The organism is Paenibacillus glycanilyticus, assembly GCF_030161375.1.
Classification (GTDB): domain Bacteria; phylum Bacillota; class Bacilli; order Paenibacillales; family Paenibacillaceae; genus Pristimantibacillus; species Pristimantibacillus glycanilyticus_B.
In genome coordinates this window covers 288,272-309,576 of record NZ_BSSQ01000014.1, presented here as the reverse complement: position 1 = coordinate 309,576, position 21,305 = coordinate 288,272, and the positions used below count along the sequence as shown (strand labels likewise).

The 21,305-nt window shown below is 51.0% G+C and carries 21 protein-coding genes; 16 read left to right on the top strand and 5 right to left on the bottom strand.

The features are described from left to right. Positions 1 to 13: 13 nt before the first annotated feature. Positions 14 to 1,693 carry a DEAD/DEAH box helicase gene (locus tag QQK89_RS17895; RefSeq protein ID WP_284240005.1) on the bottom strand — a complete coding sequence of 560 codons (1,680 nt, stop codon included), beginning with the start codon at positions 1,691 to 1,693 and terminating at the stop codon, positions 14 to 16. Positions 1,694 to 1,835: 142 nt separating this feature from the next. On the opposite strand from QQK89_RS17895, the gene QQK89_RS17890 reads away from it, so the two are divergent. From QQK89_RS17890 to QQK89_RS17870, 5 genes are read left to right on the top strand one after another with little or no spacing between them, the layout of a single operon-like run. After that, entirely contained in the window at positions 1,836 to 2,036 is a 201-nt protein-coding gene (locus QQK89_RS17890) for a YwbE family protein (protein ID WP_284240004.1), read from the top strand. A gap of 22 nt (positions 2,037 to 2,058) precedes the next feature. Continuing rightward, entirely contained in the window at positions 2,059 to 2,361 is a 303-nt protein-coding gene (locus tag QQK89_RS17885) for a hypothetical protein (RefSeq protein WP_284240003.1), read from the top strand. Between the two features lie 20 nt (positions 2,362 to 2,381). Further along, positions 2,382 to 3,149, top strand: coding sequence for a GNAT family N-acetyltransferase (locus QQK89_RS17880; protein ID WP_284240002.1), 768 nt, complete (start codon positions 2,382 to 2,384; stop codon positions 3,147 to 3,149). Between the two features lie 10 nt (positions 3,150 to 3,159). Further along, on the top strand, positions 3,160 to 3,822 hold the full coding sequence (locus QQK89_RS17875; RefSeq protein ID WP_284240001.1) for a LysE family translocator: 663 nt from the start codon (positions 3,160 to 3,162) through the stop codon (positions 3,820 to 3,822). 29 nt (positions 3,823 to 3,851) lie between these two features. Then, entirely contained in the window at positions 3,852 to 4,478 is a 627-nt protein-coding gene (locus tag QQK89_RS17870) for a hypothetical protein (protein WP_284240000.1), read from the top strand. 101 nt (positions 4,479 to 4,579) lie between these two features. Here QQK89_RS17870 and QQK89_RS17865 read toward each other — a convergent pair whose 3' ends face one another. Further along, the gene (locus QQK89_RS17865) at positions 4,580 to 5,569 is read right to left on the bottom strand and encodes a lipoate--protein ligase (protein WP_284239999.1); all 990 of its coding nucleotides are present in this window, start codon (positions 5,567 to 5,569) and stop codon (positions 4,580 to 4,582) included. A gap of 109 nt (positions 5,570 to 5,678) precedes the next feature. Further along, positions 5,679 to 6,893 (bottom strand): nitrate/nitrite transporter, encoded by a 1,215-nt coding sequence (locus QQK89_RS17860; protein WP_284239998.1) that lies wholly within the window; start codon positions 6,891 to 6,893, stop codon positions 5,679 to 5,681. 444 nt (positions 6,894 to 7,337) lie between these two features. Between QQK89_RS17860 and QQK89_RS17855 the strand changes: the two genes are divergently transcribed. The 6 genes from QQK89_RS17855 (at position 7,338) to QQK89_RS17830 (ending at position 14,259) form a co-directional block, all read left to right on the top strand. After that, the gene (locus QQK89_RS17855; RefSeq protein ID WP_284239997.1) at positions 7,338 to 8,642 is read left to right on the top strand and encodes a molybdopterin molybdotransferase MoeA; all 1,305 of its coding nucleotides are present in this window, start codon (positions 7,338 to 7,340) and stop codon (positions 8,640 to 8,642) included. Continuing rightward, positions 8,639 to 10,693, top strand: a complete 2,055-nt coding sequence (gene nirB, locus QQK89_RS17850) for a nitrite reductase large subunit NirB (protein ID WP_284239996.1) — start codon at positions 8,639 to 8,641, stop codon at positions 10,691 to 10,693. Before QQK89_RS17855 ends, nirB begins: the two co-directional genes overlap by 4 nt. Continuing rightward, entirely contained in the window at positions 10,678 to 12,834 is a 2,157-nt protein-coding gene (gene nasC, locus QQK89_RS17845; protein ID WP_284239995.1) for an assimilatory nitrate reductase catalytic subunit NasC, read from the top strand. Before nirB ends, nasC begins: the two co-directional genes overlap by 16 nt. A gap of 17 nt (positions 12,835 to 12,851) precedes the next feature. Next, entirely contained in the window at positions 12,852 to 13,484 is a 633-nt protein-coding gene (mobA, locus tag QQK89_RS17840) for a molybdenum cofactor guanylyltransferase (protein WP_284239994.1), read from the top strand. Next, positions 13,450 to 13,962, top strand: a complete 513-nt coding sequence (mobB, locus tag QQK89_RS17835; protein ID WP_284239993.1) for a molybdopterin-guanine dinucleotide biosynthesis protein B — start codon at positions 13,450 to 13,452, stop codon at positions 13,960 to 13,962. The genes mobA and mobB overlap by 35 nt, the downstream gene beginning before the upstream one ends. 87 nt (positions 13,963 to 14,049) lie before the next feature. Beyond that, on the top strand, positions 14,050 to 14,259 hold the full coding sequence (locus tag QQK89_RS17830; protein ID WP_284239992.1) for a DUF5316 family protein: 210 nt from the start codon (positions 14,050 to 14,052) through the stop codon (positions 14,257 to 14,259). A 45-nt stretch (positions 14,260 to 14,304) separates the two neighbouring features. Here QQK89_RS17830 and QQK89_RS17825 read toward each other — a convergent pair whose 3' ends face one another. Further along, positions 14,305 to 16,233: a HAMP domain-containing sensor histidine kinase gene (locus QQK89_RS17825; protein ID WP_284239991.1), complete on the bottom strand. Its 1,929-nt coding sequence runs from the start codon at positions 16,231 to 16,233 to the stop codon at positions 14,305 to 14,307. A gap of 126 nt (positions 16,234 to 16,359) precedes the next feature. Between QQK89_RS17825 and QQK89_RS17820 the strand changes: the two genes are divergently transcribed. Beyond that, complete coding sequence (locus QQK89_RS17820; RefSeq protein WP_284240203.1) at positions 16,360 to 17,082, top strand: alpha/beta fold hydrolase; 723 nt, start codon at positions 16,360 to 16,362, stop codon at positions 17,080 to 17,082. Between the two features lie 75 nt (positions 17,083 to 17,157). Beyond that, the gene (locus tag QQK89_RS17815) at positions 17,158 to 18,579 is read left to right on the top strand and encodes an arsenic transporter (protein WP_284239990.1); all 1,422 of its coding nucleotides are present in this window, start codon (positions 17,158 to 17,160) and stop codon (positions 18,577 to 18,579) included. An 85-nt stretch (positions 18,580 to 18,664) separates the two neighbouring features. On the opposite strand, the gene QQK89_RS17810 is transcribed toward QQK89_RS17815, so the two are convergent. Next, the gene (locus QQK89_RS17810; protein ID WP_284239989.1) at positions 18,665 to 19,126 is read right to left on the bottom strand and encodes an RNA helicase; all 462 of its coding nucleotides are present in this window, start codon (positions 19,124 to 19,126) and stop codon (positions 18,665 to 18,667) included. Positions 19,127 to 19,252: 126 nt separating this feature from the next. Here QQK89_RS17810 and QQK89_RS17805 point away from each other — a divergent pair, with 126 nt between their 5' ends. The 3 genes from QQK89_RS17805 to QQK89_RS17795 are packed head-to-tail and all read left to right on the top strand — an operon-like array spanning position 19,253 to position 21,290. Further along, a complete protein-coding gene (locus QQK89_RS17805; RefSeq protein WP_284239987.1) occupies positions 19,253 to 19,579 on the top strand; it encodes an aminotransferase yhxA in 327 nt (108 codons plus the stop codon). A 2-nt stretch (positions 19,580 to 19,581) separates the two neighbouring features. Beyond that, a complete protein-coding gene (locus QQK89_RS17800; protein ID WP_284239986.1) occupies positions 19,582 to 20,832 on the top strand; it encodes a glutathionylspermidine synthase family protein in 1,251 nt (416 codons plus the stop codon). 14 nt (positions 20,833 to 20,846) lie between these two features. Then, positions 20,847 to 21,290: a DUF350 domain-containing protein gene (locus QQK89_RS17795; protein WP_284239985.1), complete on the top strand. Its 444-nt coding sequence runs from the start codon at positions 20,847 to 20,849 to the stop codon at positions 21,288 to 21,290. Positions 21,291 to 21,305 lie beyond the last annotated feature (15 nt).

The window sequence follows — 21,305 nt, the reverse complement described above, 5'->3', positions numbered from 1 at the left end:
AACTCCTTTATGCTTATCTGTTGCCGCCGCGTCGTCCGCCTTGGCTGCCGCCACGGGAACTGCCGCCCCGCGAGCCGCCGTTATTGCCGCCGCTGCGCGGAGCGTTGTTCGAACGGCCTTCCCATCTGCCGCCGCTCGTGCTTGCTGCGCCGCCATTGCTGCGCCCGCGACCGCCGCTCGTGCTTGCCGCGCCGCCATTGCTGCGCCCACGACCGCCGCCTTGCGTACGTTCGCCGCGACCGCCTTGGCTTGCGCCGCGCTCGCCTCTGCGCCCGGATTCGCGTTCGCCGCGTCCGCTTCTTTCATTGCTGCCGGCTTCCCACGGATTACCGCTATCGCCGGCTTTGCTTTCAACCGCTGCCGTACGTGCCTGCTGGCCGCGCCCGCTTGCTTGCGAACGGCCTCCGCCGCTGCGTTCATTCCGCTCGCCCCGGCCTCCGCGTCCGCCTTGCGCCGGCTTCGTATCGCGGCTTCCGCGTCCGCGCCCGCCACGATCTTGCTTACCGCCTCTGTTAGAGCCGCGGCCTTCGCCCTCGGCACGTTCCGTACGCGGATTGTTGCTCTTCACGATCGTGCCGTCAGACTCAACGACGCGGCGCTCCAAGGAAGCGTTAATGCTGCGCTCGATATGGGCAACCGATCCACGGTCATACGGCGATGCCAAAGTGATAGCCACGCCGCGTTGTCCCGCACGGCCTGTCCGGCCAATGCGGTGGATATAAATCTCCGAATCGGTTGGTACATCGTAGTTGAAAACATGGGTAACGCCTTCAACGTCAAGCCCGCGAGCCGCTACGTCCGTTGCGACGAGAATCTGAAGTTTGGCGTCGCGGAACCGCTTCATAACCTGCTCGCGTTTCGCCTGCGTCAGGTCACCATGAAGTTCATCGGATTCAAAGCCGTAATCCTGAAGTTCTTTATTCAGCTTTTTCGCCCGAACCTTCGTCCGGCAGAAAATAACGGCCAAATACGGGCGCTGCGTCTCGATCAGCGAGATCAGAGCTTTTTGGCGTCCGCGGTCCGTCGTCTCGACAACGATTTGTTTAATGTTATCAAGCGTCACGTTTGTGCTTTGGATTTTGATATCAACAGGCGTTTTCATATAATTTTCTGCAAGACGTTTGATCTGATCCGGCATCGTGGCCGAGAAGAGCATCGTTTGGCGTGCGCGAGGCGTTTGTTCGACAATGCTTTCTACTTCGGGCAAGAAGCCCATGTGCAGCATTTGATCCGCTTCATCCAGAACAAGCATCTTCAGCTTCCCGAGGTTGATCGTTTCGCGTCTCATGTGGTCAATCAGCCGGCCTGGAGTAGCTACAACGATATGCGGAGCATTGTTCAGCTTGCGGATTTGCGCTTCTACGTCTTGTCCGCCATAAGCGGCAAGCACTTTTGCGCCAACGGCGGAAGCGAGTTTCTTCAGCTCGCTTGTAATCTGGATCGCCAGTTCGCGGGTTGGCGTCAGAATCAGCGCTTGAACCTGTTCTTTATTAACGTCGATGCGCTGCAGAATTGGCAAGGTGAAAGCGATCGTTTTACCTGTGCCGGTTTGAGCTTGAGCAATCACGTCTTGTCCGGCCAGGAGGACAGGAATCGCTTTCTTTTGAACTGGAGTGGGGCTTGAAATCCCGTTTGTCTTGAGGACTTCGGATAACTCCGGAATTATTCCCATGGCAATAAATTCAGTTGACATTTTGTATATGTTCCTCTTTTCATCGAACTCATTTAACGTTTAGTATACCAGTTGTGCTTTGGAAGTGCATCTTTCATCTACATATGCTATGCTGGGCGTCATAAGCTATTAAGCATACATGCAAACAAAGGAATGATCAACCATGAATAGCGGGACAGAGCGGGCAACGGTTAAGCCCGGACTTGAAGTCGATATTGTTCTGAAGCAGGATCAGCGGACGGGCAAGCTGACTCGAGGAATCGTTAAAGATTTGCTTACTAATTCTCCAACGCATCCTCACGGAATTAAAGTACGGCTGACAGACGGTCAAGTGGGCAGAGTCAAGCAGATTTATCCGTCTTAGGCAAGGCAAGGAGCATAGCGTTATGGCATTTGGCATTTCCAGATCCGAGATGGGCGCATGGAAGGAAGCGGTCGGCCGGGGAGAGATTGCGTTCCTGACCCATTACTGGGTGGACCCGCGATTTCCGGGAATCAAGACGGTAACGAAAGTGGGCTGCTCCGATCTGAACAAGCTGGCCCAGTGGTGCAAGGAGCAAGGATTAAATCCTAAATATATTCACAGACGAGACCCTTTTCCTCATTTTGACCTTCTAGGGTCCAAACAACGCGAGATATTGCTTCGGGAGAACCAACATGAGCAGCTAGAAAGGTTTCGTCTTCTATAAAGGAAGGAAGGCGATCGGGCATGCTTCAATTACGCCAATTGCATCAGCAGATTGAAGAATTAAGTCTTAACGCATGGCCATCCCTGCAGACGGTCGTTTACGACGGCTGGCTGCTCCGGTTTGCGGACGGTTATACAAAACGCTCCAATTGCGTGATGCCTCTGTATGAAAGCCATGTTGAAGTGATAGACAAGATCCGCCATTGCGAACGGTTATATGCGGAGCGCCGCCAGGATGTTATTTTCAAAATAACGCCATTCGCAAAACCAGACCAGTTGGATCAATTGTTGGACGAGCGGGGTTATCGGGTCATGGATCCGGTTTATGTAAAGACGGCTGATCTGGCGGAGCTGCCGGCCCCGGCGGAGATGGAGTGCCAACTGGATGAACAATTAAGCAAGCGCTGGCTGGATAACTACGCCTTGCTTGTGCCAAGCTTTGAATCTCACAGGGAGACAGCCGCAAAACTGCTGACCTCCATGCCTTTGCGCCAATGTTTTGCGACGCTTTATCTGGATGGAGAGCCTGCTGCATGCGGCGTAGGAGTTATTGAGCACGGATACGTCGGGTTATACGATATTGTAACTTCGGAACGGTTCCGCAACCGGGGGCTGGCCTATCAGCTGCTGCTCCATCTATTCCATTGGGCGAGACAAAATGGGGCAGACAAGGCTTATTTATTAGTTGTGCAAGACAATCAGCCGGCGAACCGGCTGTATGACAAGTTTGGGTTTGAGACGATATACGAGTATTGGTACCGGGTGAAATCTAGAACGCAGGATGTGTGATTGACGGAACATGGCATTATGGCTTGCCTTTATACAAGGCTTTTTATTTTCGTTATCTTTATGTTTGGATTTGGGCATGGTGAATGTCGCCATTATCAAGACCGGCGTAGAACGCGGCTTCAAGCCTTCGTTTATGATTGGTTTTGGTTCCTGCTTCGGGGATTTGACTTATTTGGCGCTTGCGCTGGTCGGATTTAGCTTCATATTGGAGATTACGGCTGTCCGTTGGGTCTTATGGATTGCGGGTACGGTTGTCTTGCTCTTGCTCGCTTTCAAAATGGCCAAGGAGTCCGTTCATCCCAAAATGATCGACTGGAGCGTGAAAGAAAGCGATGGCGGTCGTAACCGGCCTAAACGGAGGCTAGCCGATTTCCTGTTTGGCCTAGGTGCCGCATTGTCGTCGCCGACGGTCATGCTCTGGTTCGTGGCATCGGCGGGACCGATTGTATCGGAAGTGCATGGCGACAGCCGTTATGCGATAGCCGTATTTATCGCCGGATTTTTCACGGCGGGATTAACATGGTCGCTTGGCATGGCGTATATAAGCGGCCGGGCGGGCAAAGCGCTTGGCGCAAAGTTTATTCGAATCATTTCGTTATTCTCGGCGCTGCTGTTCATGTATTTTGCCATCAGGGTATTCTGGTCGGGGCTTCCGTTTGTGCTTGGCAAGTAAGGAGACCATAGGATCGAAGAGGGATGTTCATGACGGTATTAAATCGCTTAGCCTCTCAGCTTGGCCGGAACGACGAAGAACCAAATGTGTTGCTGGCACGGCAATTGGCCGGCGAGAGCAATCATGACGGAATTGCGGAAATCATTGTTAATTTGACGAACAAGAACAAAAAAATCCAACATGATTGCATAAAAGTTGCCTATGAAGCAGGGGAACTTAATCCTGCGCTTATCAGCGAATACGCGGAGACATTCATTGAGCTGCTCAAAAGCAGGGATAACCGGATCGTATGGGGAGCAATGACGGCTTTATCGGCGATTGCGGATATGTCGGCGGATACGATCATGAAGCATCTTGAACAAGTCATAGCTGCTATGCACAATGGTTCTGTAATTACGGTTGATAGGGGCGTTCTTGCGCTTTCTAAGCTGGCAGCCGTCAGCCGGGAGAACAACAACGAGATTTTTCCTTATTTGCTTGATCACCTGCGCAATTGCAGGTCCAAGGAAGTTCCCCAACACGCCGAAAGCACGCTGCTGGCGGTGACCAGCGGGAATATAGAGGGTTTTTTGCGTGTTCTCCGTGGCAGGGAAGAGCAGCTTACGGAATCGCAATTAAAGAGAGTCAAAAAGATTTATCGAAGATTAGAGAGCTAGCCGAAGTTATTTCATCATTAAGAATGGAATGTCAACAAAAAAGCGATGTAGAAGAGGTTATTCCCTTCAACATCGCTTTTTTGTGTTTTTGCTCAAATCCTCTAGAACATCAGGGACAGCAACTGTTCCTTCGTAATCGGGCCGAAGTAGAAGTTGACGTCAACTTCGTCAAGCAGGCTGCCGATCGACTCCGCGTCATAACGCAGGCCGACCAGCCGCGAAGTTACTTCGCTCGCTTCGCCTCTTCCGAAGAAATCGCCGAATACGGCGGCATCCACGATGATGCCTTCCTCCACTTGAAGGCGTACATCGTAAGTGCCCGCCCCTTCAATCCGTTTCGTCTGGCGGACGTTAAAGGCTGGGGAGCGGCCATAATTCCACTCCCAGCTGCGGTAACGCTCTTCGGCCAGCTTGCGCACATTCGCCCAATCTTCTTCGGTCAGCTCATAGACCGGAATTTCCGGTTCGCCCTCGAAGATCGATTCCAGCAAATATTGCCGCAATTGCTCGATCGTCATCGGCTCCGCCAGAAATTCCGAAATATTCGCTACGCGGCTTCTAATCGATTTGGTCGCTTTCGAGACATATTTCTCCGCGTTTACTTTCAGCGCCGAGACGACGTTGTCGATTTCGGAATCAAAGAGGAGCGTGCCGTGGCTGAACATTTTCCCTTTGGTAGCAAATTGGGCATTGCCTGAAATTTTCCGTTCCCCGACCTGCAGATCGTTGCGCCCGGACAGTTCCGCGTCAACGCCAAGTTTGCGCAATGCGCGCACGACAGGCTCGGTAAACTTCTTGAAGTTGTGGAACGACTTGCCGTCATCTTTCATGATGAAGCTGAAGCTCAGGTTCCCAAGGTCATGATAGACGGCACCGCCGCCAGATAACCTGCGGACAACGTGAATGCCTTTTTCTTTTACATAATCGGCGTTGATCTCTTCAACCGTGTTTTGGTTTTTGCCGATAATGATCGAAGGTTCATTAATGTAGAACAGCAAATATTCGTCTTCCGGAAGCGAACGCAAAATATATTCTTCTAACGCCAGGTTCAGCGCCGGATCCGTAATCTGGTTATTATCGATAAACCGCATATGCTCTTTCTCCTCTGCAATAGATCAAGTCTCTCCACATTATAACCTTCGCGGATACAATTTTCATGCGGGAGAATCGAAATATCCGTTACATCTCTTCAATAAAGGATTACATGCTGCGCGCCTTGCCGCCTTCTCCGATCCAATTCTTCTTCCAGTCCAGCTGGGCGATCGCGAGCATGACAACGCTGAGTATCGCAATGCCGCACAAGATAAGGAAGCCTGGCGTATAAGAACCTGTAGATTGATACAGGTTGCCCAGAATGAGAGGAAGCGCATATCCGCCAATGCCGCCTGCCGCTCCTACGATACCGGTCACAAGGCCGATGTCATCGCCGAACCGCTGCGGCACGAGCTGGAACACGGAACCGTTGCCTGCGCCAAGGCACATCATTCCGATGAACAACATCGCAATGACAAGATAAAGCGGTGGGAGACTCGAGATGGAGGCGAGCATAACGGCTGCTCCTGTATACAAAATCATGAGTACTTTGATACCGCCGAGTTTATCGGACAAATAGCCGCCGATCGGCCGGAAGAAGCTGCCCGCGATGACGCAAAGCGTTGTGAAGTCGGCAGCTTTAACGGCAGATAGCCCGTATTGCGTATTGAAGAAGATCGTCAAATAGTTGGAAAGGCCAACAAACCCGCCAAACGTTACGCTGTACATAATGCAGAAGAGCCACGTGTCGCGTTGCTTCAATACTTTTGCGTAATGGGACAGCTTTTTGGGTGCTGGCTGATTCGGACTGTCTTTGGCGAAGACCGTAAAGACGATGAAGGCAATCGCGATGGGAATAAGGGCAAGGCCAAAAACAACTTCCCAGCTGCCGTAATGCTGCGCAATCCGGTTGGCAAACAACGTGGAGAATACCGTGCCGCTGTTCCCGGCGCCCGCAATGCCCATGGCAAGTCCTTGATATTGCGGCGGATACCAGCGGCTTGCGAGCGGGAGCGCGGCTGCGAAGGAAGCGCCGGATACGCCGAGCATAAGCGCAACGATGTGCAGATCTCCGAGCGAATCAACAAATTTCCAGCCCCAGACGAGGGGGATCATCGTAAGCAGCATGCCAAGCTGCCCGGTTCTTTTAGGCCCGATATAATCGGTAAGAAATCCAAATACGAGACGCAGTATGGAGCCGCCAAGCACCGGCAGGGCGACAAGGTTCGCTTTTTGCACGGGCGTCATATCATAATCTCCCATTATAACGACGCTAAGCGGACCAATAAGGACCCAGATCATAAAGCTGATATCGAAATACATAAATGCGCTGAATAATGATGGCTTGTGCCCGCTCTTCCAAAACGATGTAGGATTACTCATATTCCAATCCCTCCAAATTATTTAGTGTGGATGGCCAGACCAGCGTTCCCGGGGCGGGGTCTAACCTCCAATTGTCTCTAGAATAAAAAAGAGGCCGCAAGCTGCCCTTGCGGACAGTTAGCGGCCTCTTTGCCGAAGGCGGTACAACATTGTACCCACCGGATCGTACGGTCACATCATTGTGAACCCAATTCGAATTATAGGGGAATTGTCAAACTCATGTCAATAAACTTAACACCAAATTTTATAACTTCCGTAAAATAAGGAAAAAGCATGTTTATTTGCGTCACTTATATTGACATGCAATCATTCTTCCATTATGCTCAAAACAAATGTACAGCACAACGATGTGCTGTTGACCTTGGCAATGAAGCCCGATTCCCGACTCGATAGGGAACGGGCTTTTTCTGTTCATTTTGACCGGTGGGGAGGATGATCCGTGAAATGGCTACCTTGCAGAAGCAGCAGTTCGTTGTATCTGTAGAAGAAGCGATTCGTCATTTGTGTGAGGGAATGTCCCCTGGCCGGGCGGAACGGTTGGATTTGGAGGATTGCGTTGGCAGAGTGCTTGCGGAAGATTTTCTCACGCCGTTTCCAATGCCTCCATTCCGCCGTGCGGCGATGGACGGGTACGCCGTTCGATCAAACGCGACGATTGGCGCAAAACTTGGCCAAGAGACCAGGCTTCGGGTCATTGCGGAGATAAAAGCCGGCGTTTCGCGCGAATGGGTGGAGGAGTGTACGGGAGGCATAGCTATAGAGGATGCGGATTGCGTGCGGATTTTTACGGGAGCACCCGTGCCGCACCGTTACGATACCGTAGTGATGCAAGAAGCAGTTACTACCAGTATAGAAGATGACGGCCGCACGAGATGGATCGGAATCGACCGTCCGCATCCAAGCGGGAAGCATGTTGCGGAAGCGGGAGAGGATTTGGCGCCGGGCAAGCTGATTCTTGTGAAAGGAACAGTGATCGGGGCGAAAGAGATGGCGGTACTTGCCTCATACGGGCAAAGGGATGCCGTTGTTTACGCCAAACCCCGGATCGCCGTGCTGCCAGTTGGCGATGAGCTGCTGGAACCGGGCGCAGCCTTATCCGCGAATCGGATTTATGACGCGAATAGTCTTGCGGTATATGCCTTCCTGAAACAGTTAGGCGCGCATGTCATTCGCAGAAAGCCCGTGCCGGATCAACTTGCTGTTCTGACAAGAGAGATTGAGCAAGCCGCGGAACAAGCGGATATTGTCATTACGACGGGCGGGATATCCGTAGGCGACCATGATTATGTGGAACGCGCCGCCGCGAGCGCCGGTTTCGAGCCTGTTTTTACGAAGGTGCTCATGAGACCCGGAACGCCAACCTCGGCATTTAAAAAAGGAAATTGTCTGCTGCTGGGGTTGTCGGGCAATCCGTCTGCATGTTATTCCGGTTTGGAACTGCTTGTAAAACCAACGGTTCAATGGTTGAAAGGAATGAAAAGCTACCGCAATCAATGGCTCAAGGGGAAGCTGGAGGATTCGGTGGGCAAGCCTTGTCCTTATCCGCGGTATATCCGTTCGATTGCAACGATGGAGCTTGGCATGTGGCGGATTAATCCGTTGCCAAACGATAAATCCGGCAATATTGCGGCGTTCGCCGAGGCAAACGCGATTGCCGTAATTCCTGCGGGCGGACGAGGCGCGGCAAAAGGCGAGATCGTCTCCTTTCTATTACTAACGCATATGGCAAACGGAGGATTAACGTTGTGACGACAAGGAAACTAGCGGTAATCGGCAATGGAATGGCTGGCGTCAGATGCGTGGAGGAGTTATACCGGTTATCGCCCGATGCCTTCGAGATCACGATTATTGGGGATGAGCCCCACCCGAATTACAACCGGATCATGTTGTCCAAAGTACTTCAGGGAGACACCTCGATCACGGATATTACGATTAATGATTTCGGCTGGTACAAGGAACGCGGCATTCGTCTGATACTTGGCGAAAAAGCCGTTCGCATCGATACGGCAGGCAAGAAGATTATTCTAGAATCCGGTACGGCGCTGCCTTATGACGAACTTATTCTGGCGACGGGCTCTTCGGCTTTTATCCCGTCTATTCCGGGCATCCATAAGATTGGCGTAACGGCTTTCCGCAATATTAAGGACTGTGAGACGATGATTGAAGCGTCGGAGCAGTACCGGAGAGCGGCGGTGATCGGCGGCGGATTGCTTGGGCTTGAGGCGGCGCGCGGTCTTCTTAACCTCGGTATGGAAGTGCATGTCGTCCATAACGCTTCTAATCTGATGAACAGACAGCTGGACGCGATGTCGGCCGATATGTTGAAGCGTGAACTCGCGCAACAAGGCATGCGGTTCTGGATGGAGAAGCGGACCGAGAAGATACTCGGACGCAAACGGGCTGAGGGGTTGCTATTCAGTGACGGTACAAAGCTTAGCGCGGATCTGATCGTTCTGGCCGTAGGCATTAGCCCCAATGCCGCACTAGCTGCCGGCAGCGGCATAGCAACGAACCGGGCAATCCTCGTGGATGATTGCATGCGGACCAACACGCCCCATGTTTACGCGGTTGGCGAATGCGCGGAGCATAACGGGACGGTATATGGTCTGGTCGCACCCCTATACGAACAAGGGAAGGTTCTTGCTCGCGTGTTAGCGGGAGTGGACACTGAGCCTTACAAAGGCTCCATTCCTTACTCGATGCTTAAGGTATCCGGCGTGGACGTATTCTCGGCAGGAGACATTCAAGGGGATGTCGAGGTAGCGCTTCAACAGTACAACGGACTGCAGGGGACGTATAAGAAAGTGACGGTCAGGAATGGCAAGATAGCTGGCGCGGTCCTATACGGCGACAGTTCGGAAGGGATGAAGCTGCTTGATTATTTGAAGAAAAAGACGGCTGCCGAAATTTTATTCGAGAAGCCGGAGGGGGGAGCCGGAGGCAACGATGAAGCGGTTCTGGCGATGGCTGATCACCAAACCGTCTGTTCTTGCAACGGCGTAAGCAAAGGCGCCATTGTGAGCGCCATTCAAGAAGACGGTTTGCAGACGGTTGAACAGATTCGCGAGAAAACAAAAGCCTCCGGTTCCTGCGGCGGTTGCAAGCAGTTGGTTGGCGCGGTATTGTCTTGCGTGCTGGCCGGAGCTGGCGTCGGGGTGAAAAAAACCGATCCTATATGCAGCTGTACCGAACTTGGGCATGAAGAAATAAAAGAAGCAATCGCGAAGCTGGAAGCAACGCAAGTCGCGGAAATCCAGGAAAAACTCGGGTGGAAGAAAGCCGGAGGCTGCATCGTCTGCCGTGCTGCCATTCCTTATTACGCGGGATTAGCAGCCGAAGCCAAGCATGGCGTTGAGGAACCGCCGGGTAGCGGTGAACAGTCGGACGTTTGCGCCAGGGAGGTCTTTTTCCGCTCGAAGGAAATCTTGCTTCCGCATCCGGTCAGGTTGGAATTATCAGATCATTATTTAAGTTCTTCGGATGTGCTAGTCAGGGATTTCGGGCTTGCCGCTGTTCCGGCAGGCTGGGAAGTTTACGCCGGCGGGCATGCGGAGCATCCGGTTAAGCAAGCGCAGCTGCTTGCCGTAGAAGCGGAGGAGGAGATGGCGATGCAACTCGCCGTGGCCTGTATTCAGTTATACCGGGAGACTGCCCATTATGGGGAACGTCCTTGGAAATGGCTTGAGCGGATGGGACTACAGCCTCTTCGAGAGAAGTTGTTGGACAGAGGCAATATGGAAGAACTGCTAACCCGCCTTCAGTTGGCGGAAAGGACGGAGATGGCATGGAGCGTCAAATAGATACGATGACTTTCTCGGTGGAGCAAGCAAACAAGATTATGGCAACGCAATGTCCCTTCTGCAGCGTTCAATGCAAGATGGAAGTTGTGGAGGATCTCTCTGGCAGTCGTCCCGCCTATCAGGTGACCGCGATTCCGAACAAAGCCTCGGAAGGACGTTTATGCGTCAAAGGGATGAATGCTTATCAGCATGCGGTCAGCAGAGAAAGACTGCTGCACCCGATGATGCGCAAAGACGGGGCATTAACCCGCGTCTCTTGGGAAGAAGCGCTGGAGGCCGTCAGCAGCCGGTTCACGGAGCTTCAAACCAAACATGGCGCGGATACAATCGGGTTGTACGGCGGGGGATCGCTTACCAACGAATCGGCTTATTTGCTTGGGAAGTTCGCGCGTGTAGCGCTTAAGACCAAATATATCGATTATAACGGCAGGTTTTGCATGTCGGCTGCGGCGTCAGCCGGGGTAAAGACCTTTGGCATCGACCGGGGGCTGACTTTCGCCATGTCGGACATTCCGATGGCCGAATGCATTATTCTAGCCGGTACCAACATCGCCGAATGCCAGCCAACGCTGATGCCTTATTTCACGAGAGCAAAAGATAATGGCGCTGTCATTATTGCGATTGATCCGCGTGCGTCTGCCACCGTATCGATCGCTGATATTCATCTGCAAGTCAAGCCGGGGATGGATGCGGCACTCGTTAACGCCATGCTTAAAGTGATCGTGGACGAGAAGCTGACGGATGAAGAGTTTATCCGAAACCGGACAAAAGGATTTGACGCAGTGAAAGAACATGTCTCTTCGCTTAACTTGGAGGAGATTGCCGACTACACCGGCGTAAGTATCGAGCTGATTCGCAAGGCGGCTATTCAATTTGGCAAGGCCCGCACGGGTATGGTATTTACGGCCCGCGGGGTTGAACAACATGCCGATGGCCATATGGCTGTGCGCAATTTCTTGAACATGGTGCTGGCCACGGGCAAAATCGGAAGAGCCGGCTGCGGTTACGGTGCGGTAACCGGGCAAGGCAACGGGCAAGGCGGCCGGGAACACGGGCAAAAAGCCGACCAGCTTCCGGGTTACCGGCTGATTGAAAATCCCGATGACCGTGCTTATGTGGCTGGCGTGTGGGGGATTGACCCGAATGATTTGCCTGGCAAAGGTGTTTCCGCCTACGAAATGATGGAGCTTGTGCATGGCGGCACTATTAAAGGCTTATTCGTGATGGGCTCCAATCCGATCGTGTCGAATCCAAACGCAACGTTGGTAGAGGAAGCGCTGGAGCGGGCGGAATTTCTGGTAGTGGCGGATATGTTCCTGTCGGAGACCGCTAAGCTGGCCGATATTGTGCTGCCGGTCAGTGCCTATCTTGAGAATGAAGGGACGATGACAAATCTCGAGGGCCGGGTATTGTTGCGTCCCGCAGGCCGGTCTGCGCCAGGAGAAGTACGCCATGATTGGCAAATATTATGCGATTTGGCCTATTCGCTTGGTAAGGAGCAGTACTTCCCATTCCGTCAGTCAGAAGAAATTTTCAATGAGCTGCGAGTTGCCAGCCGAGGCGGTATTGCGGACTATTATGGCATAACTTATGACAGGCTTCGCAAGGAAGAAGGGATTTATTGGCCTTGTCCGGCCCTGGACCATCCGGGGACCCCGCGGTTGTTCGGCGAACGGTTCGCCCATCAGGACGGGCTGGCGGTATTTCAACAAGTGGATCATCAATCGCCTGCCGAACAGCCATCGGAAGAATATCCGCTGTACTTAACGAACGGTCGGCTGCTTTCTCATTATCTAACCGGAGTACAGACCCGAAGAAGTCCTGTTCTGGCCGCGCGAGAGATTGAGAATGTATTGGAAATCCATCCGTTAACGGCGAGAAAACACCGGCTGGAGGATGGCGCGCTGGCGAGCGTGCGGTCCAGCCGGGGAACGGTTATTGTCCGGACGAAGTTTACCTCTGCGATCCGGGAAGATACCTTGTTTATTCCGATGCATTGGGGCGATGCCCAGAACGTCAATCGCGTGACCAATGATTTGCTGGATCCTAACTGCCGGATGCCTGATTTCAAGACAAGTGCCGTTCGAATTCAGCCGCTTGCCGAATATTTGCTGGAGCAGAAAGGGCGGATGACGAATTGATGCTTGGAGGAGTTATTTTGGCGGGAGGGCAAGGGAGGCGTATGGGCGGTCTGATGAAGGCGCTCTTGCCAATTGGCGAACAATCCATGATTGAGCATGTAAGCCGTCAAATGAGCCGGTTATGCAGCAGCGTTACCGTTGTAGTCGCATCGGAAGAACAAGGCAAGCTCTTATCCGGTTTGAACTATCCTTACTTGATTGATGAAACGCCCGGCCGCGGGCCGCTAGCTGCTCTTCATACCGCACTTGCGTACAATTGTTATTCTGCCGTGTGGGTGTCGGCTTGCGACATGCCATTTGTATCGGATAAAGCGGCAGCCCTTTTATTAAGGGAAATGGAGGAAAGCGGCAGTATGGCAGCCGTCCCTTGCCTGGAAGGCCAGCTTCATCCGCTTCAGGCCATTTACCGGGCGGAGTGCGTGGAACAAGTTGAACGCTGCCTGCAGGAAGGCGATTACAGGATGAAAGGTTTACTGAACAAGTTGAATGTTGTCCGGGTGACGGAGGACAAGTTTCATGCCGCGGGCATTAACCTCAGCTTTATTGAGAACATCAATACGCCGGAGCAATATGAGGCGGCGTTGCAAGTTGCAGAAGAGGAATGGGGTGTAGCGGTTGGCGGCAGCCGTCTTTCAAATCACGGGCTATAAAAATACGGGCAAAACAACATTGATGTGCCGCTTAATCGATGACTTGGTTTCGCGCGGCATAAAGGTTGCTACGATCAAACATGACGGGCATGAATTCGAAGCGGAGGCTCCCCACGCGGACACGGCACGGCACCGCAATTCCGGCGCCATATGGTCGGCTATTACTTCTTCTGAACGGACCGCTATTGTGAAAGAGGAACCGTCCCGGCTGCTTGAATTGATCGGGGAGGCGCCTGCTGATGCTTTTGTCCTCGTCGAAGGGTTCAAACAAGAGGTTTTCCCGAAACTGGTAATCATCAGGCATGCTGACGATGAACGGCTGCTGGTTGACCTTAAGGGAATTAAGGCTGTAGCCGTCTGGCCGGAATATCGATTGCGAGAAGACCATATTCCGGCAGGGGCTATGTTATTCGAGATAAATGATGTGCAAGGGATAGGAGATTATATACGGAAAACCGCGTGGAGAAGTCAGTCCTGAAAGGGGCTGACTTTTGTTTTACAACTTTTTTGAAGGAAAGACGTATAAGTTAGTTAACGAACGAAGACTGCTCAGGAGGGACGATTTATGTTTCAGTTATTTATCTATATCGGTTGCGGATTAATTGCAATCTCGGGAATTGCCGTGGGAGCTTGGACGTCACCGGATCAGCAGAGAGCCAACTTTTATACGGAACAGCCTTCTGACAGAAAGATCAAAAGAATGGTTGCGACATGGTCGCTTGTGCTGGCTGTCATCTGCTTCTCCATTTCCGGGATGATCTATTGGCTTGGATAAATAACAAAGAGAGTCCTGTTCATGTAACAGGGCTCTCTTTGTTGTTTATTTGTCAGTATCGGGATTGCCTGGCTGCTCTTTCGGAAGGGCAGGAAGCCGGACAACCGCCTCCGTGCCGACGTCTTTTGTGCTGCTGAATCGGATTGTGCCTTCCATGGCTTCGATGATCCGGAAAGTAACCATTAAGCCTAGGCCTGTCCCTTTGGATTTATTGGTGAAATAAGGCTCCCCAAGCTTGTCCAGCTTCTCCGGCTCAATTCCTTCGCCATTATCGATTATTCGGATGATAATGGCGTTCTGGTCTCTATTGGCATGTATAGAAACGGTGCCATGGGCGTTGTTAATGGCTTCAAGGCTGTTCTTGATCATATTGATGATGGCCTGTTTCAGCTTCTCGGCGCTCCCGAGCACATATAGTTCCGGTTCCGTGATTACTACAAGCTTCGTGCTCTGCATGGCGGCTAACGGTGAAATGATGTCCTGAATTTGATATAGCTCTTCCGAGATGTTGAGCGTCTTCAAATCATCAAGCTCGGGTTTGGCGAAAGTCAGAAATTCGGTAATGATGCTCGAAGCGCGGTCAAGCTCCTGCACGGCCATCTGCAGGAACTGGCGCTCTTTTCCTTCCGCCTTTTCTCCAACCAGCTGGATGAATCCCCTTGTCACTTGCAACGGATTGCGCACCTCATGCGCGATGGAGGCAGCCAGATGGCTGATTAGTTCCATTTTCTCCGAGCGCTGAATCTCCCGGTTGAACACCTCGAGTTCTCTTGAATATTTGATCAGCTGTTCGTGGTTATGGGAGAGCTGCCTTCCCATAACGGCTATTAATGCCACAATGAAAACGAGCATTCCCCATTTCCAATAAATCAGATGGTAAGTCTCATCCTTGAAATAAATGATGATTTCACAAATAAAGACGCTGACAAATATCGAGTATCCTACAGAGATCAAGATGGCATCCCGATTCCCTTTCCAAGCATATCCAATCGCGTGCGCGGTTAAGATCAAGAACTGAACGGCAGCTATGACCGTTAGCGGCACGACCTGCAGAAGACTGAGGTTTATGGAAGGGAACACCGTTTTGCCAAGCGCCCACAATACGATGACAATGACCGTAACGGGCAGGAGAACGATTCGGAATTTCCGGATGATGCCGTAAAAGCCCGCCCCAAGCGTCCGTTCAAAAAAGACGGCAAGCGCTGGAGTAATCAAAAACAGGGCTAAATCAAATAAATCCAGAAATGGTTTTCCGTATGCGTAAAAATGATGGTAGAGCGCCGGAGAATAAGCAAGGATTATTTCTCCCAAACACAGTATAATGAGGCATAATGACAGCCACATCATAATCTGCTCCCGTTGCAAGAGCAATAAGCAAGTCATCATAATTAAGGCGATCAGCATGAAGGAACCGCCCATGATCAGCTCAATCAAGCCGTACCTCTCGTACTGGGGCTGCAATTGATTATAGTCGCCTAAGATGATTTCCGGTTCCAGCGACTGCCTTTCCTCGGACAAATATAACAACACCATTAAATGGCTGCCGCTTGCGGATTGCGGCAACGGAAGAAGCGCGTAGTTCACGTCGTAAGGATACGATCTTGCCATGTTGTAGAGCAGTTTGTCCTCCAGCGACACGCTTACAGCCGTTCCGTAGACCCGTTTCAGCCAAATACTCGGCGTATTCCATTCCAGCGAGGGTAGAGTGATCCTAAGAAGCAAGGCATCTGCGGTTGCAGCGCGCTTGGACATGGGCTGATTGCGATCGGCATGTTGCCATTTGCCGGGATCCGCTTCTGCAATCCATGACGGATGGAACGGTTTACCCGGCTTCGACAGCCATTGATAATCCCAATTCTCGATGACGGAAGTGAATTCTTGGGGGTTCTTATCCGGTGATACCTGTCTAATCTGATAGACGGAGCAAATGATTAGCACGGCGATGCTCGTTATCAATAGTAATGTAGCTCTCATGACTTTCACCTACAGATGAATATTTTGACATCTTTTACCATACTTTCTAATTCGACAAATTGCAATATAATCCGGCAAATTATCAATTATTAATATAGTATAACTAGGATGGTGAAGATTGTGGCGATGAACGAATATTACGCGATGAACGGCGAAGTTGGCATCCATTATTTCGATTCGATGGCCGGAGCGGATGAGAAACTTGCTCCCGTCGTGGTATGTCCGGGATTATCCGAAACAGCCGAGGAGTACGTGGACTTACTTCAGGAGCTTGCTCCAAGAAGATGTATTCTATTATCGTTCCGGGGCAGGGGGAAAAGCGATACGCCAAAGTCCGGCTATAATCTGGCAGAGCATGTGGCCGACATAGAGGCGGTTATTGAATCGGCCGGGTTGACTGATTTTCACCTGTTTGGTTTTTCAAGAGGCGTATCGTATGCGCTAGGTTTTGCCCATAAGCATAGCACAGCAGTGCGATCCCTTATTGTCGGAGACTACCCGCCGGAGCACCGGTCTATGCCGGATGGCTGGGCGGAGGATTATATACATAACTATTTAATTCCGTTCAACCGCACGGCGAATATTCGGCAAGATGCCGTATGGGGGATACAGAGGGAATCGATGTTCATTCCGTTAAACCAAACGCTCCCAATGCCTCTATTTGTAGGCAGAGGGCAATTGGAAGGTTCGCTAATTGACGACACGCATATGAACTTGTACCGACAGATGAGTACGGCGATACAGGAGAAGCAATATGCCAGGTCGGGCCATGCGCTGGAGAGCGGGGATAAAAAAGCGTTTTATAGGGATGTTAATCAATTTATTGGCGATCAGGATAAATTTAATTGATGCTTATCCGGTCGATTAGCTGTTATAGTATGGAATGATGTGCTTTTTGATTGAACGCAAAGCGGGGAAACACAAGTGGCATTTATAGCTGTTCTTCTATTTCTAATTACTTTAACGTTTGTTATTTGGCAGCCCAAAGGACTTGGCATTGGCTGGTCTGCTGCCGGCGGTGCGATTCTGGCTCTGCTATTTGGCGTTGTCAGCTTTGCAGACGTAGGAGCGGTTACGGGAATCGTCTGGAATGCGACAATCGCATTTATCGCCATTATATTAAACTCTCTTATTCTTGACGCAATAGGGTTCTTTGAATGGGCAGCCCTTCATATGGCCCGTCTCGCCAAAGGGAATGGCAGACGGATGTTTATTTACGTCGTCTTGCTTGGCGCGGCGGTATCGGCCTTTTTCGCAAACGACGGTGCGGCGCTTATTCTGACTCCTATTGTGCTGGCGATGGTGCGGGCGCTTAAGTTTGATTACAAAATGATCATTCCTTTTGTAATGGCCGGAGGATTCATATCCGATACCACATCGTTGCCGCTGATTGTAAGCAATTTGGTTAATATTGTATCGGCAGATTACTTTGGAGCGGGTTTTGTGGAATATGCCAGCCGTATGATTGTGCCGAATTTCTTCTCTCTTGGCGCTAGCCTGGTTGTTCTTTTACTGTTTTATCGAAAAAGCATTCCCGCAAACTACGATGTGCGGGAATTGAAAGAGCCAAGACAAGCAATCAAGGATCACAAGATGTTCCGTTTATCCTGGGTATTGCTTGCGATTCTGCTGATTGCCTATCTGGCCAGCGAATTTATTCATGTTCCGGTATCGATCATTACCGGAGCGGTATCTTTGGTCTTTCTGTTCTACGCACGCCGTAGTCCGGCAATCCATACGAAGCGGGTGCTGAAGGAAGCGCCGTGGACCGTTGTCGTTTTTTCGATCGGTATGTATGTCGTTGTATACGGTTTGCGCAATGCGGGACTTACGGATGCGCTTGGAGACGTCATTCAGGCGATTGCCGATCAAGGCCTGTTTGTATCCACGGTTGGCATGGGGTTCCTGGCAGCTATCTTATCCTCGGTCATGAACAACATGCCGACGGTTATGATTGATGCGCTTGCGATCAAAGGAACCGCAACGGAAGGCGCCATTCGGGAAGCGTTGGTGTACGCGAACGTGATCGGCTGCAACTTGGGGCCAAAGATGACGCCAATCGGATCGCTAGCGACTTTGTTATGGCTTCATGTGCTGGCGAAAAAAGACGTGAAGATCTCGTGGGGCTCCTATATGAAAGCTGGTTTCGTATTGACGGTACCAACCTTATTTATTACGCTTGCCGGGCTTTACGTCTGGCTGGAATTGATTCATGCGTTTGGCGTCCTGACCGCTGTAGGGCTGGCGGCTCTTGTCCTGCTGCTTGGCGTGCTGGTTGTTATTTTGTATAAGTCAAAAGCCGGCAAAAAAGAAGCTGCGGAAAATAAGGTGCCGTCAACCGAATAAAGGTACAACGCGGATAATAATGAAAGAAGCTGCCAACCGGCAGCTTTTTTTTCTTGTGCGGTTATTTCTCTATCGCATCTTAACCTTACTCCGGTTCGTTCATGCCGCGGACGTACACGACATAACAGCCGCGGTCTTCGTCAATTTCAGTGGATGTCGTGAACATCGGGCCATAACCCGGAATGTCCACGATATCTTTCAACAAATAACGGATGACGTCGTAATGATTAGCGCTCCGGATCTCCGTCAACTTGCGGCCGCGTTCGTTAGGCTTGCGAAACTCGATAAATATGCCGCGTCCCCGGTAGTTGGCTTCATCCCCGTAGTTCTCGTTAGGACCAATTTGCTTGACGATTAGCATTTCTTCGTTTTCCTGCATCTCATTTGACGTTAATTCGTATTGAATCCCATTGGCGATCAGATACGTGCAGAGTTGCCGGGCATACATTTCGTCTATGCCGACTTTCCCGGAATGATAGTCCATAAGCGGCTCATATTCATTAAATCCACGATCGATAAAATAAGTTAATTTGTTCAACTCGCTCACCCCGTAATCAAAATGATTTCATCATCATACCATCATTTTATGGAAACTTTAACTTTTCTTACACTACACGTCACTTAAGTGTGTTATAACTTTATAGGAACTATGAAGCTTGGAGGAAACTAGTCTATGAATTTAACTCAGAAAGCAATGCTTGGCGTGTCCGCGGTCGCGATGGCTACGGCGCTGACGGGATGCGGTCAATCGACGGCTTATCCGCGAACGGCCGCGCCTACAGACGCCCAGTGTAGAGACTGGGAGTGGGACAGCAAGGACGGCGTATATCGTTGCGATGACTCCAGTTCTTCTTACTATCGGCATTATTATTACGGCAACAGTTATTACCCAACCCGTTCATCCCTGCAGAAAAGCAGCTCTTATTCCACTTATAAATCAAGCATCTCAAGCAAAACGAGCTCCGGCTTTGGCAAAGGCAGCTCCATCAGCGGAGGCTAGAAGTGAACGATCATTCAAAGGAAAGAGCCGCTTTCTATTCCGGGATCGAAGGTTATTGGGCTGATTTGTACGGCGAAGAGTATTCCCTCTATGACCTTTACGATATGACGGGAGAAGAGGTTCATAAGATTCGCGAATCGACGAACCGGATTGGCCATATTTTTTACAAGACGGCCCAATTGCTTCGCACGGTGGACGACGAGACTTTATTGATGCTTGGTTTCCCGCGCGAAACGTTGGCTTACATAAGGATCAGAAGCTTATCGGTCGAGAGCGTCATCGCCAGATTGGATCTGATCGGCACCGGTGAGACGTACAAATGCATGGAAATTAATTCGGATACGCCTACTTTTATTAAGGAGCTGCATCTGGTTAACGGCTTGATCTGCGAAGCTTTTGACCGGCATAACCCTAATGGGGGTTACGAGAAGCAACTTGCCTTGGCAGTGGAAAAGGCCGTCATCGAAAGTCTGGAATACCTTGGGCTTGGCGAATCCCCCGAACCGGCGCATATCGTATTTACCGCGCACGGAGATAACATTGAGGATGCGAATACAGCGGCTTATTTGCGGAGTCTTCTTCCTTTTCCGTCGAGATTTGTACCGCTGGATCAGCTTCAGATTATCCGGCATGAAGGACTTTTTGATGAGGAAGGCAATTCAATTCATGTGCTTTACCGCCAGACCTTCCCGGTTGAGAATTTGATCGAGGATGAAGACGAGGCGGGAAATCCAATTGGATTATGGCTTCTTGAGCTTATTGAGCAGAAGAAACTCGCATTCGTCAATCCGCCGTCCGCATTCCTTCTGCAGTCCAAGGCCGTTCAGGCCATTATATGGGGACTTCATGAGGAAGCCAGTCCTTATTACACGGAAGAAGAACATCGGTGGATCGAGGAGCATTTCCTCCCGACTTACCTGGAGCCGGACCGCTTTCTTGAAAGCCGGACGAAATACGTAAGGAAGCCCGCATTTGGGCGCGAAGGAGATACGGTCGCCATATTCGAAGGCGACGGTACGGTTGCGGCGGAAGATAGCCATAATTCTTACGGCCATTTCCTTCCGGTCTACCAGAAGTACGCGGAGCTGCCGAAAGCGGAGTTCCGTACGGAAAAGGGGGAGCGGCAGGGCTCCTATATGTTCGGAAGTTTTCTCGTTGGAGGAAAAGCCGGCGCGATCGGCATAAGGATCGGCAATCCGATCACCGATAATTTATCTTATTTCTTGCCGATTGGCATAACTAAATTAGGATAGGGAGCTACTATAAGATGGACACTAATTTGTATGTGGATTTTCTGGTTTATGCCTTGACGGGCTTTGGGATTATGATTGTAGGGTTGCTGTTGTTTGAGCTTACAACCAAAAACAAGGAATTTGCTCTTATCTTTAAAGGAAATGTGTCGGCGGCATTGTCCCTTGGCGGCAGGTTGGCCGGTCTTGCTATCGTAGTCCGAGCGGCTTCGGAGAACTCGGTATCGCTGTCCGATATGCTGCTCTGGGGCGTAATCGGGATTGTTGCGCTTGTCATTCTTTATTACGTAACGGAGCTGATCACTTACCTGTTCGGCAAAATGCTAGGCGTGCATGTGACCATCTTCAAAGCGATTGAGCAAAATAATATCGCGGTCGGCATTCTGATCTTGCTGATCTCGTGCAGCGTTGGCATGATTATTGCCGGTTGCCTGACGTATGACCCTGATTTGATCGGTTAACCTATCTTGACACAC